Here is an 11,412-nt window from a genome sequence, read left to right as displayed (position 1 = left end):
GCATAGCCTCAAACGAGATCACCGAGTGGCCGTCGATACACCACTCCAGCGGACGTGACCTCAGAAGGGCCGTGGTGACGACGATCCGGTCTCGGCTGCCGGGCAGGGCGTAGGCGTACGGCGTGCTGTCGGGCAGGACCACGACGGGTGCGCCACGCAGCCCGGTCAGGGCCCGGCGGGCTCGGCGGGCCACCCGCCGATGGCGCCACAGGGTGCGCCCGCAGGCCACCGCGACCAGTCCCAGCGCCGGGATCGCCGCCCGGCCCGTGACCCGGCCACGTGAGACGGCCGACCTGAACTCGGGATCGGCCCAACCGTCCGGGACCGGGCCGCCGGTCAGCTCGGCGGCGCCGATGACCGCGAGCAGGGCGAGACACAGCGTGCTGCATCCGCCCATGACGGCGGCCACCCAGGTCAGCAACCGGGTGGCCGTGCGCGGATGGAGGCGCGGTGCGGCCCGGCGTGCGACGGGCCAGGCGGACAGCGGAAGTACCAGCGGCAGTAAGACGTAGAGCCCCATGAGGCGTCAGTGTCCCGTACCGTCGCCCCTCGGATTGCGGGCGCCGTCGTCGTCCGCGGCCTCCGCCGCGTCGAGCAGTGCGCGCAGCACCTGCTCGTCGCCGGGCGGCAGCGCGGTGACGAAGCTGGTCAGCACCGCCTCGCGGTCCCTTTCGCCGTCCAGCAGGCGGCGCATCCGGAGTGCCGCGAGGCGGGCGACGTCCGCGGTCGGGGTCCACACGAAGGAGCGGCCGCGGCGCTCGCGGGAGACGACGTCCTTGGCGAGCAGCCGGGTCAGGATGGTGACCACGGTGGTGTAGGCGAGGTCGCCGCCGAGCCGCTGCCGCACCCAGGCCGCGGTGACCGGGCCGTCCGACTCGCGGAGCGCGCCGAGCACCTGGACCTCCAGCTCGCCCTGCCCGCGCCGGGCGCGCCGGTGTGGCGTCGTCATGTGCGTCTCCCTCCGGCGTCGGCGTGTCGCACCACGCTACTTCACACCGGGACGCGGCCAGGGGTGCCGCACGCCGGTGCGCGCACGCGGGTGCCGCACGTCCCTGCCCTCTGTACAAGCGTGCGTCGGGCGGGCCGGGCCGGCCGGCCCCCGTGGCATCCTGGCGTGATGGCTTCCCCCCACACGCGTACGCCCCTGGCCGAGCAGGTCGACGAACTCCTCGCCGACGGTGGCCCGTTGCCCATCGTCGCCGCCGGCGACCCGGTGCTGCGGCGCCCCGCCGAACCGTTCGACGGCCAGCTGGAGCCCGCGCTGCTGACCCGCTTCGTCCAGGCCCTGCGCCTGACCATGCACGCGGCACCGGGCGTGGGACTGGCCGCGCCGCAGGTCGGAGTGGGGCTGCGGATCGCGGTCGTCGAGGACCCGGCACCGGTGCCCGAGGAGGTGCGCGAAGCGCGCGGACGGGTGCCGCTGCCCTTCCGGGTGCTGGTCAATCCGTCGTACGAGGCCGTCGGCACCGAACGCGCCGCGTTCTACGAGGGCTGCCTGAGCGTTCCGGGCTGGCAGGCCGTGGTGGCACGGCACGCCGAGGTACGCCTGCGGGCCCTGGACGAGCGCGGTCAGGCGGTGGACGAGGTGCTCTCCGGCTGGCCCGCCCGGATCGTCCAGCACGAGACCGACCATCTCGAGGGCACCCTCTACCTCGACCGCGCCGAACCGCGCTCCCTGTCCTCCAACGACGCGATGACGCACCGCTGGAACCAGCCGACCCCGGAGCGCGCCGCGCGGGCCCTCGGCTTCGAACTGCCGTAGGCGCACGCGGCCGTGCTGGCGCGCGGTCAGCCGCGGTAGGCCTCAAGGAGGCGGAGCCACACCTCGCTGATCGTCGGGTAGGACGGGACCGCGTGCCACAGACGGCCGACCGGGACCTGCCCGGCGACGGCGACGGTCGCCGAGTGGAGCAGTTCGCCGACGCCGGGCCCGACGAAGGTGACACCGCGCAGGATCTCCTCGTCGAGGTCGACGACCATGCGGGCGCGGCCGCGGTAGCCGTCGCCGTACAGGCCGGCCCCGGCGACGGTGGAGAGGTCGACGTCGACGGCGCGGACCCGGTGGCCGGCCTGTTCGGCCTCGGCCAGGGACAGGCCGACGGCCGCGGCCTCCGGGTCGGTGAAGACGACCTGCGGTACGGCGTGGTGGTCGGCGGTGGCGGCGTGGGCGCCCCACGGGTCCGTCTCCAGCAGCGGCACGCCGGCCGCGCGGGCGCCGATCGTGTCGCCCGCGATCCGGGCCTGGTACTTGCCCTGGTGGGTGAGGAGCGCGCGGTGGTTCACATCGCCGCACGCGTACAGCCACGTGCTGCCGTGCACGCGCAGGGTGTCGTCGACCGGCAGCCAGGAGCCGGGTTCCAGGCCCACCGTCTCCAGGCCGATGTCCTCGGTGCGCGGCGCGCGTCCGGTGGCGAAGAGGATCTCGTCGGCCTCGACGCGGTCGCCGGCGACGGTGACGGCCACGACGGTGCCGTTCTCGCGGGCGACCGACTCCACCGCGGTGCCGGTGCGGATGTCGGTGCCGGCCTCCGTGAGGGCGTCGGCGACCAGTTCGCCGGCGAAGGGTTCCATCCGGGGCAGCAGTCCCTTGCCCCGGACCAGGACGGTGACCTGCGAGCCGAGCGCCTGGTACACGGTGGCCATCTCGGTGGCGACCACACCGCCGCCCACGATGATCAGCCGCCCCGGCACCCGCTCGGCGCTGGTGGCCTCGCGGCTGGTCCACGGCTTGACGGCGTCGAGTCCGTGCAGGTCCGGAAGCCGGGCACGGGTTCCGGTGCAGACCGCGACGGCGTGCCGGGCGGTGAGCGTCCTGCGGGTGCCGTCGGGGCCGTCGACCGTGACCGTACGCGGACCCGCCAGCCGGCCGTGCCCGCGGTGGAGGTCGGCGCCGATGCCGTCGAGCCACCGCACCTGGCCGTCGTCGTGCCAGTGCGAGGTGTACTCGTCCCGGCGGGCCAGGACCGCGGCGGCGTCGAGGGGACCGCGCACCGCCTGGCTCAGGCCCGGCAGACGGCGGGCGTCGGCGCGGGCGATGACCGGGCGCAGCAGGGCCTTGCTGGGCATGCACGCCCAGTACGAGCACTCGCCGCCGACCAGTTCGCTCTCCACGATCGCGGTGGACAGGCCGGCCGCGCGGGTGCGGTCGGCCACGTTCTCCCCCACGGGTCCGGCGCCCAGCACCACGACGTCGTACGCGATGGTTTCCGTTTCGGTCATGGGGTCAGTCTGGTGGGTGGTGTGCGCCCTGGCCACACGGGTACGTGCGCGGAATACCCATGGGGTCGGCCGTGTTGTGCCCACGGCTTCGCCCCCACGCCAGTAGGCCGACACCCGCAAGCACCAGGAAGAGGGATACACCATGAGCAGCACCGTGGAGCTCACCAAGGAGAACTTCGACCAGACGGTCACGGACAACGAGTTCGTCCTGATCGACTTCTGGGCGTCCTGGTGCGGGCCGTGCCGGCAGTTCGCCCCGGTGTACGAGAAGGCGGCGGAGGAGAACCCGGACCTGGTGTTCGGCAAGGTGGACACCGAGGCCCAGCCGGAGCTGGCGGCGGCCTTCGGCATCCAGTCCATTCCGACGCTGATGATCGTCCGCGACCAGGTCGCCGTGTTCGCGCAGCCGGGCGCGCTGCCCGAGGCCGCCCTGACGGACGTGATCGGGCAGGCGCGGAAGCTGGACATGGACGAGGTCCGCAAGGCGGTCGCGGAGCAGCAGGGCGGTCAGCAGTCCGAGTGATCGGTGTCGCGGTTCAGCTGGATTCGCGGTGGACCACCGTCGCGCCCAGCACCGCGTGCCGTTCGGGCGGGGCCGCGGGGTCGTGTACGGCGCGGTCGACCAGTTCGGCCACGTCGCGGCCGGAGGGCAGGTCGATGTGGACGGTGCTCAGCCGGGGCCGCAGCAGCCGCCCGAGCATGAGGTCGTCGGCGCCGATCACGGCCGTCTCCTCGGGGACGTGTACGCCCGCGTCCTGCAGTGCGCGCATCAGCAGCATGGCGTACTCGTCGTTGTAGGCGAACACCGCGTCGAGGCCGAGGTCGCGCCAGCGGGCGGCGAGGCGGGCGGCGGACCGTTCGTCGTAGCCGAGGGGCAGTTCGGTCACGTCGCCGTCGGTGCCGCGCAGGGCTCGCCGTACGCCGGCGAGCCGGGGCCGGGAGAACGTGTCCAGTCCGGGTTCCTCGGGTACGACCACGCCGATGCGGCGCCGGCCGCGGGCGTGCAGGTGGGCGCCGGCCCGGTGACCGACGCTCTCGTGGTCCATGAGCAGCGCGTGGGCGCCCTCGACGGGCTCCGGGCCCAGGGTGACAACGGCACGCGCGCCGGAGCGTTTGAGCACCGCCACTCCGGCGGGTCCGAGCCCCACGCCGGACACCAGGACGGCGACGGGGCGCAGTTCGGCCCAGGCCCGTACGGCCGCGTCACCGGGCAGGCAGGCGGTGGCGTGCTGCACGACGGTGTAGTCGAGGAGGCCGAGCGCCCACTGGAGTTCGTCCAGGAAGCGGCTGTAGAGCGGGCCTGCCGGGAGGGCCGGGGCGGGCATCAGGACCATTCGGCTGTGCCCGGCGCGCAGGCTGCGCGCCGCCGCGTGCGGCACGTACCCGAGTTCCTCGGCGGCCTCGTGGACTCGGCGGCGGGTGGGCTCGCTGATGCGAACGGCTCTGGTGTTGTTCAGGACGTAGGAGACGGTCGCGCGCGAGACGCCGGCCAGTCGGGCCACGTCGGCGCTCGTGGGCACGGAGCGCGGAGCGGGCGTCGGGGGCGCGGCGGGTTTCGGAATCTGCACCATGACGTACCGCATCTTGGCAGAAGCCGGGGACTGTCCGTCCGGTGAACTGCCTTATTGCAGAACGAAGTTGAAACGGCAACAGATGAGGGCAGGGTGGGTCGGGCGCGCGGCGTGCGGTACGCGCGGGTCGCGTCACCGGGCCGCGCCGCCCGTGCGACGCCTCGGCCGGCAGGCGGCGGGCGGGGACGCGGGGCCGGCGTCGACCGCGTGCCGCGCCCCCGCGGACATCACCCCGGGCCACGCCGGACCGCCCGGGGCGGCGGCCCGCCCATACCGCCCGACCGGGTGACGCCGAAACCGCCGCGGCCGCTTACGGGACGGCCACTCGCGCGCCTCGTCGCCTTGAAGGCCGGTCGGCGTCGCGGCGGCGGTCGGCAGGCAGTGCGGTCACGCCGCGCCCGGCTCCGGCTCTGCGCTTCGCGATCGCCGCTGCCGCTCCAGTTCGGTATGGCGCGCCCGCATCGGCCCGCCGGCGGCCGGCCCAGCGGTGAACACATACGCGTCGCTGTCGTCGAGGCTCTTCCCGGTGCGGGCGTCGACCACGACCGGCTCGGCTTCCTGGCCGGTCTCGGCGTCGACAAGGATCATGGCCCGGTCCTGCGGGGCGAGATGCCGGTTGCCCCAGGCGGCCAGGGCGACCATCACGGGCCGCAGGGAGTGCCCGCGCTCCGTGAGGATGTACCCGTGGCGGACCGGGTTCGTCGAAGCCGCCTCACGCGGCGCGGACTTCCCCCGCCGGGCCATAGCCGCGGCTCGCCGAAGGGCGCGACGTGACGACCGCCCACCGGCGTCCGCGGGAGACGTTCGCCGCGCACAGCGGACCCGGCCGGGTCGCCCGGACTGGGTCTCCCGCTCTCAGCAGGCCGGCTCCGTGGTGGTGATGCGCGCCACCACGTCGTGCCAGCCCGCCTGGAGCCGTTCCATCGGCATCTGGCACTGCCGGGTCAGATGGTGGATGAGGGCGGGCTCGAGGTAGCCCATCAGGGTGTGGGCGAGGAGTTCGCTGTCGGCGCCCGGTGCCGCCTGTCGCAGCAGCATCGCCACGTGGGCGTAATGCACCTGGCGGGCGGGTACGGCGAAGCGGCGGGCCGGGCCCGGATCGGCCGCCAGTTGCAGTTCCAGCTCGTCGGCCGCGCGGCGCAGCGCCATGCAGCCGAAGGCCCGCAGCCGCTCGGCGGGCGGCGCGCCGGGACCCATCGGAGGGGGCCCGCTGAGGAACGCGGCCTGGAACTTCCGCTCCGAGTGGTCCAGCAGCGCCCTGAGCAGACCGGTGCGGTCGCCGAAGCGGCGGAAGACCGTCCCCTTGCCCACCTCGGCCGCCGCGGCGACGGCCTCCATGGTGACGCCCGCCGCGCCGTGCTCCGCGACCAGGCGCGCGGCGGCGTCCAGCAGCCGGGCGCGGTTGCGGGCCGCGTCGGCGCGCAGGCACGGCTCGTCCTCACCGGTTCCGAATTCGAGCAGCACCGGCTGCGCCAACAGCTCCCGGGTCTCCTGAGGTTCTTGAGGCTCCTGGGGCTTCGGAGGGGGCGGCAGGGGGCGCGACATGAGGACAGCGTAAGGCATCGGGAACAGAACTGGACCGCGGTCCGCTTATGGTGGTAGAAAATTAAACGGACCTCGGTCCGGATCCTTAACGTCATTGTGTCACCCCCCTTGGAGACCCCCATGTCTGTCCGCATCCTCGCGCTCGTCGGCAGCCTCCGCGCCGGCTCGCACAACCGCCAGCTCGCCGAGGCCGCCGTCAAGCTCGCCCCCGCGGGCGCCGAGGTCGAGCTCTTCGAGGGCCTGGCCGAGATCCCGTTCTACAACGAGGACCTCGACGTCGAGGGCAGCGTGCCCGCCGCGGCCGCCAAGCTGCGCGAGGTCGCCGGCTCCGCCGACGCCTTCCTGCTGTTCTCCCCCGAGTACAACGGCACCATCCCGGCCGTCCTGAAGAACGCCATCGACTGGCTGTCCCGCCCGTACGGCGCCGGCGCCCTCGTGGGCAAGCCCGTCGCCGTCGTCGGCACCGCCTTCGGCCAGTACGGCGGCGTCTGGGCGCAGGACGACACCCGCAAGGCCGCGGGCATCGCCGGCGGCAAGGTGATCGAGGACATCAAGCTCTCCATCCCCGGCTCCGTGACCCGCTTCGCCGAGACCCACCCGGTCGACGACGCCGAGGTCGCCGCCCAGCTCACCGAGGTCGTCGCGCGCCTGCACGGCCACACCGGTGACGCGGCTGCCGCCTGAGCAACCCCCGGGAGGGGGCGGCGCCCGCCGGGCTCCGCCCCCTCCCGGCCTTTTCCGAGCGGGCCTTTCACGAACCGGCTCTGCACCGCCCGGCTCTGCACGAAGCTACGGGCAGGACTCCCCGAACTTGACCGCAGTGAAGGACACCGGCTGCCCCTTCAGCCAGGTTCCCGGTCCTGGAGTCTGCGAGCACACCTGCCAGTTGCTCTCCACCAACACCCAACGGTGGTGCGCCGAAGCGTCCTTCACCGTGAGCGAGGTGTGCGCGTCGAGGGCGGCCCGGGCCGCCTTCACCGACTTCCCCTTGAAGTCGGGCATCCTCCCGCCCTGAACCGACGGCGGCGCCTGGTCCCTGGTGGGGCAGGACTCCTCAAGCTTGACCGCGCCGAAGTCCAGGGTCGTACCGGTCGAGACCGTCGTACCCGCCGCCACGTTCTGACTGCACACCTTCCAGTTGCGGTCGAAGGCCTGCATCCGGCCGCGCCCCAGGGCGTCGTGCGACTTCAGCGAGCGGAATCCCTGCTTGTGGGCGGCGTCCTGCGCCGACTGCAACCCCATGCCGACGAACGCCGGCACCTTCTTTTGCCGATTGCCGCCCGGCTTGCCGTCGCGCCCCGGCCCGCTGCCGTCCGGAGCGGCGGTGGCCGACGGGTTGCGGCCGCCCTGCGGCCCGCCGCCGTCCGCCGGGTCGCAGGCGACGAGGGCGCCGGCCGCGGCACACGTCAGAACAGTGGCGACGAGACGAGTTCGCACGGATTCCCCCAAGTGCTGCCGGTACAGGCGAATAACGGTAGACCCCTCATGAAAGAGGAGGGAAGTCCGACCGTCCGGTCCCGGACACCTTGCGCGTACGCGTCAACGGTATGTTGGACAGGCCAAGTACCAGTACATGGCAAGGAACGGTCGGAATGAACGGGGCATGTCGACCTGGCGCGGGGCGGCTTCACGCCGCCTGCGCTGCGTGGCCGTTCCCCGGGTACTCCGCCCGTCACGACGCCGTATCGCGCGGCACGCCTCTGCCGTGGATCAGCAGACGTATCCGAAGGGATCTGTTCGTGACGAGTCAGCAGCACACCGGTTCACGTCGCCGCTCCATCGAGGTGTCGGTCGGGGCCGTGGGTGCGGTCGCGATGGCGATAGCCCTCAGCGGCTGCTCCAGCGGCCCGGACTACCAGGGCACCTGCGTGGACAAGCTGACGCAGAAACGCGTGGCGGACAGTCACTGCAACCCCGGCGGATCCGGTGGGGCCGGCGGTGGGGCCGGCGGGACCGGCGGAAAGAGCTACGGCTGGTGGTACACCCCGCGCGGCGAGAAGGCCCCCGCCGTCGGGCAGAAGGTCGACCTGACCAAGGGCGGCGGCTCGTTCACCGCGCCGAAGTCGGGCAACGTCGTCCGCGGCGGCTTCTCCGCCAAGGGCGGATCGGTCGGCGGCTGATCCATGAGACGCGAACCCCGCACGCCGAGGCCCGGCTGGGAGCAAACGGTGCTCCAGTCCGGCCTTCCGTTCCACACCGAAACCCTGCCGGACGGCCGCAGGTTGCCCTACTGGAACGAGAGCGCCGCCTACGTACTCACCTCGCAGGAGGTTGACCACCTGGAGGACGTCACCGAGGAACTGCACGCGATGTGCGTGGCGGCGGCCCGGCACGTCCTGGAGAAGGGCGACGTCGAACGCCTTGGCATCGACCCCCGCTGGACGAGGCCGATGCTCGAAACCCTCGACAAGGAGTCACCGAGCATCTACGGCCGGTTCGACCTCGCCTGGGACGGCACGGGCGACGTCAAGTTGTACGAGTACAACGGCGATGTCCCGGCGGCGCTGCTCGAAGCCGCGGTGCTGCAGTGGCAGTGGCTCGAGGACGTGCACCCGGAGCACGACCAGTTCAACACGATCCACGAGCGCCTGGTGCGGACGTGGCGGAGCCTGGCTCCGCGGCTGGGCGGCCGGGTCCACTTCGCTCACTCCGCCGACGAACCCGACGAGGACGTCATCACGACGGCGTACCTGCGTGACACGGCCGTCGAGGCGGGTCTTCTCACCGTGGGCCTGACGATGGAGGACATCGGCTGGCACGGCGGGATCCGGCGCTTCGTGGACCTGAGCGACGTCCCCATCGAATCCTGTTTCAAGATGTACCCGTGGGACTGGGCGTTCGAAAGCCTCTACGCCCCGCAACTGGAGGCCGAGCCCTGTTCGACGCGGTGGCTGGAGCCGATGTGGAAGGCGCTGCTGTCCACGAAGGGGATCCTCGCGGTGCTGTGGGAGCTGTACCCCGGTCACCCGAACCTCCTGCCGTCCTACCTCGACGGACCCCGCGACCTGGCCGAATGGGTCGCCAAGCCCCTGTGGGGCTGGGAGGGCGCCTCGATCAAGGTCCGTTCCGCCGAGCACCACTTCGACCAGGCGGGCTCGTTCGACGACGGGCCCTTCCTGTTCCAGGAGTTCCACCGGCCGCCGTCCTTCGCCGGCAACCACATGGTGATCGGCTCGTGGGTCGTCGGCGGCAGGTCGGCCGGCATCGGCATCCGCGAGTCCGACGAGATCGTCACCGACCGGCGGGCCCGTTTCGTTCCCCACCTCATCGACGCGCCGCGCTCCACTCCGGAGCAGGTCGCGCACTGGCTGCGGAACAGCTGACCGCGAACCCGGTCACGCCGCCGGCAGGCTGACGCCGAGCGCGATCAGGACCGCCACCTTCACGGTCTCCAGGGCCACGTAGGCGAGGTGGCCGCGCGAGCGGGGCCGGTCCTCACCGGCCTCCTCACCGGCCAGCACCATGTCGGACCTGCGGTTGAGGCGAGGACGTACGAAGGCCAACTGGGCGAGCAGCAGCACGGCGACGGCCGCGGTCAGCCCGGCGACCCGGGCCGGCGGCCCGCCCGCGGCGACCGCGACGATCACCACGACGGCCAGGGCGGTCTCGACGAGGTTCAGCGCCCGGAAGACCAGCCGTCCGATGCCCAGCCCGATCGGGATGGTCACGCCGGGAGCGCGGAACTTCAGCGGGGCCTCCAGGAACGAGATGGCCAGCACCATGCCGAGCCAGACGAACGTGACCGCGCTCGCGACGGCGGCCGCCGTGGTGTTCATCGATGTGTCACCTTTCCCGAGTACGTGAGGCGCGTGCGGGAAACACCGGGTCCCGTCACGTCACTCACCCGGCGCCGTCACCGGCGCCCCGGCCGGGCGGGCCGCCAGGTGGGCCAGGCAGGAGTCGGGTTCCGCGAACGGTTCCAGTCCGGTCGCGACGAGCGGTGCCCGCAGTTCGGCCAACGCCCCCTGCATCAGGCCCAGATGGATCGGGCACACCAACTGACCCTGCTCCTCGGCCAGTTCGAGGAAGGGGCAGTGGCGCAGCCGGATCCGTTCCGGCGGCTTGCCGGCGCCGCCCCCCTCGGGCTCCGGGGCGAAGCCGAGGTCGTCGAGGAGCGCGACGAGCCGGGCCGCGGCCCGCTCCGCCGTGGGCGGCGGCGAGGGCGGCAGCGGGTCGACCAGGAAACCGCCCCAGGCGCGGCCCGCCTCCGTCGCCGCGTCGCGCGCCCCGGGGCCCTGGGACGCCAGTTGCCCGAGCAGGATCCGCGCCAGCAGCCGGTAGCCGCGCGTGCCCCGGCGGTCCATGCCGGGCCGAGGGGCGTAGACGGTACGGGGCCGGCCGGGTCCCGAGGGCTCCTCGACCTGGCGTACGACGACTCCCTCGGCCACCAGGGCGTCGAGGTGGAAGCGCACGGTGTTGGGGTGCAGCCCGATCCGCTCGGCGGCCTCCGCGACCCCCAGCGGCTCGGCCGCGGCCCGCAGCACGTCCAGCACCTCGCGTCGGCGGGGGCTCTCCCGTGGGGTGGTCACGTCCACTCAGCTCTCTTCACCCGAAGCTCCGCAGCGGAAGCAATTTTCACGAATACTACATGTAATAATCGTGGGCCCGGGACACCGCCCCGGCGGACCGAGATGAGGGGTGCACGATGACATCGCCTTCCGAGCACGGCACCGGGCCGGCCGGCCACGCGGCGCCGGAACAGGAACCGGAACCGCGGGTCCTGTGCGACGCCCGGGCGCTGGCCGCCACTCCTCCAGTACCGGGAGGCGTGCTGTGGAAGCTGGACGAGTCCGGACGCCAGCTCGACGCGAACGTCGTACGGCTGGCACCCGGCACGCGCGTGGCGCCGCACCGCGAACGGGACCTGGACGTCCTGCTGTTCGTCGTCGCGGGCAGCGGCGTCCTCGGCGCCGGCACCGGTGACGAGCCGCGGCAGCTGACCGAGGGCGCGACGGTCTGGCTGCCGCACGGCTCCACCCGCAGCCTCACCGCGGGCCCGGACGGACTGGCCTGCCTGACCGTCCACCGGCGCCGCCCCGGTATGCGGATCCGCCCCCATGGTGAGGCTTCGTGATCA

The 11,412-nt window shown here is 73.1% G+C and carries 12 protein-coding genes and 3 pseudogenes; 6 read left to right on the top strand and 9 right to left on the bottom strand.

Features of this window, described 5'->3' with window-relative positions:
* Positions 1-520 (bottom strand): annotated as a pseudogene (locus tag CG719_RS21740) (M56 family peptidase); the annotation flags it as partial.
* 6 nt (positions 521-526) lie between these two features.
* Entirely contained in the window at positions 527-949 is a 423-nt protein-coding gene (locus tag CG719_RS21735; RefSeq protein WP_100570319.1) for a BlaI/MecI/CopY family transcriptional regulator, read from the bottom strand.
* Between the two features lie 168 nt (positions 950-1,117).
* On the opposite strand from CG719_RS21735, the gene CG719_RS21730 reads away from it, so the two are divergent.
* Complete coding sequence (locus tag CG719_RS21730) at positions 1,118-1,762, top strand: peptide deformylase (protein ID WP_100570318.1); 645 nt, start codon at positions 1,118-1,120, stop codon at positions 1,760-1,762.
* A gap of 26 nt (positions 1,763-1,788) precedes the next feature.
* Here CG719_RS21730 and CG719_RS21725 read toward each other — a convergent pair whose 3' ends face one another.
* A complete protein-coding gene (locus CG719_RS21725; RefSeq protein WP_100570317.1) occupies positions 1,789-3,219 on the bottom strand; it encodes a dihydrolipoyl dehydrogenase family protein in 1,431 nt (476 codons plus the stop codon).
* Positions 3,220-3,352: 133 nt separating this feature from the next.
* On the opposite strand from CG719_RS21725, the pseudogene trxA reads away from it, so the two are divergent.
* Positions 3,353-3,742 (top strand): annotated as a pseudogene (trxA, locus tag CG719_RS21720) (thioredoxin); the annotation flags it as partial.
* A 13-nt stretch (positions 3,743-3,755) separates the two neighbouring features.
* Here trxA and CG719_RS21715 read toward each other — a convergent pair.
* The 3 genes and pseudogenes from CG719_RS21715 to CG719_RS21705 all read right to left on the bottom strand — a co-directional run bounded on the left by CG719_RS21715 (position 3,756) and on the right by CG719_RS21705 (position 6,335).
* Positions 3,756-4,790, bottom strand: a complete 1,035-nt coding sequence (locus tag CG719_RS21715; RefSeq protein ID WP_100570357.1) for a LacI family DNA-binding transcriptional regulator — start codon at positions 4,788-4,790, stop codon at positions 3,756-3,758.
* A 387-nt stretch (positions 4,791-5,177) separates the two neighbouring features.
* Positions 5,178-5,507, bottom strand: a pseudogene (locus CG719_RS21710) (winged helix-turn-helix transcriptional regulator); the annotation flags it as partial.
* A gap of 138 nt (positions 5,508-5,645) precedes the next feature.
* Entirely contained in the window at positions 5,646-6,335 is a 690-nt protein-coding gene (locus CG719_RS21705) for a TetR/AcrR family transcriptional regulator (protein ID WP_100570314.1), read from the bottom strand.
* 120 nt (positions 6,336-6,455) lie between these two features.
* Here CG719_RS21705 and CG719_RS21700 point away from each other — a divergent pair, with 120 nt between their 5' ends.
* Positions 6,456-7,019 carry an NAD(P)H-dependent oxidoreductase gene (locus CG719_RS21700; protein WP_100570313.1) on the top strand — a complete coding sequence of 188 codons (564 nt, stop codon included), beginning with the start codon at positions 6,456-6,458 and terminating at the stop codon, positions 7,017-7,019.
* Positions 7,020-7,124: 105 nt separating this feature from the next.
* On the opposite strand, the gene CG719_RS21695 is transcribed toward CG719_RS21700, so the two are convergent.
* Positions 7,125-7,772: a hypothetical protein gene (locus CG719_RS21695; RefSeq protein WP_234375689.1), complete on the bottom strand. Its 648-nt coding sequence runs from the start codon at positions 7,770-7,772 to the stop codon at positions 7,125-7,127.
* A 302-nt stretch (positions 7,773-8,074) separates the two neighbouring features.
* Between CG719_RS21695 and CG719_RS21690 the strand changes: the two genes are divergently transcribed.
* On the top strand, positions 8,075-8,455 hold the full coding sequence (locus tag CG719_RS21690) for a hypothetical protein (RefSeq protein WP_100570312.1): 381 nt from the start codon (positions 8,075-8,077) through the stop codon (positions 8,453-8,455).
* Positions 8,456-8,458: 3 nt separating this feature from the next.
* Positions 8,459-9,658, top strand: coding sequence for a glutathionylspermidine synthase family protein (locus CG719_RS21685; RefSeq protein WP_100570311.1), 1,200 nt, complete (start codon positions 8,459-8,461; stop codon positions 9,656-9,658).
* Positions 9,659-9,670: 12 nt separating this feature from the next.
* Here CG719_RS21685 and CG719_RS21680 read toward each other — a convergent pair whose 3' ends face one another.
* Positions 9,671-10,111, bottom strand: coding sequence for a hypothetical protein (locus CG719_RS21680; RefSeq protein WP_100570310.1), 441 nt, complete (start codon positions 10,109-10,111; stop codon positions 9,671-9,673).
* Between the two features lie 60 nt (positions 10,112-10,171).
* Positions 10,172-10,864, bottom strand: coding sequence for a helix-turn-helix transcriptional regulator (locus CG719_RS21675; protein WP_100570355.1), 693 nt, complete (start codon positions 10,862-10,864; stop codon positions 10,172-10,174).
* A 116-nt stretch (positions 10,865-10,980) separates the two neighbouring features.
* Between CG719_RS21675 and CG719_RS21670 the strand changes: the two genes are divergently transcribed.
* On the top strand, positions 10,981-11,409 hold the full coding sequence (locus CG719_RS21670) for a cupin domain-containing protein (RefSeq protein ID WP_199836713.1): 429 nt from the start codon (positions 10,981-10,983) through the stop codon (positions 11,407-11,409).
* Positions 11,410-11,412 lie beyond the last annotated feature (3 nt).

Origin of the sequence: Streptomyces sp. CB01373, from assembly GCF_002803075.1 — a bacterium.
In the GTDB taxonomy this organism is placed as follows: domain Bacteria; phylum Actinomycetota; class Actinomycetes; order Streptomycetales; family Streptomycetaceae; genus Streptomyces.
This window is presented reverse-complemented; position numbering and strand designations above follow the sequence as displayed.

Bases quoted from the DNA above. Each gene is read 5' to 3' on its own strand.
- CG719_RS21735 (WP_100570319.1), bottom strand. From the start codon at position 949: ATGACGACGCCACACCGGCGCGCCCGGCGCGGGCAGGGCGAGCTGGAG.
- CG719_RS21730 (WP_100570318.1), top strand. From the start codon at position 1,118: ATGGCTTCCCCCCACACGCGTACGCCCCTGGCCGAGCAGGTCGACGAA.
- CG719_RS21725 (WP_100570317.1), bottom strand. From the start codon at position 3,219: ATGACCGAAACGGAAACCATCGCGTACGACGTCGTGGTGCTGGGCGCC.
- CG719_RS21715 (WP_100570357.1), bottom strand. From the start codon at position 4,790: ATGGTGCAGATTCCGAAACCCGCCGCGCCCCCGACGCCCGCTCCGCGC.
- CG719_RS21705 (WP_100570314.1), bottom strand. From the start codon at position 6,335: ATGTCGCGCCCCCTGCCGCCCCCTCCGAAGCCCCAGGAGCCTCAAGAA.
- CG719_RS21700 (WP_100570313.1), top strand. From the start codon at position 6,456: ATGTCTGTCCGCATCCTCGCGCTCGTCGGCAGCCTCCGCGCCGGCTCG.
- CG719_RS21685 (WP_100570311.1), top strand. From the start codon at position 8,459: ATGAGACGCGAACCCCGCACGCCGAGGCCCGGCTGGGAGCAAACGGTG.
- CG719_RS21680 (WP_100570310.1), bottom strand. From the start codon at position 10,111: ATGAACACCACGGCGGCCGCCGTCGCGAGCGCGGTCACGTTCGTCTGG.
- CG719_RS21670 (WP_199836713.1), top strand. From the start codon at position 10,981: ATGACATCGCCTTCCGAGCACGGCACCGGGCCGGCCGGCCACGCGGCG.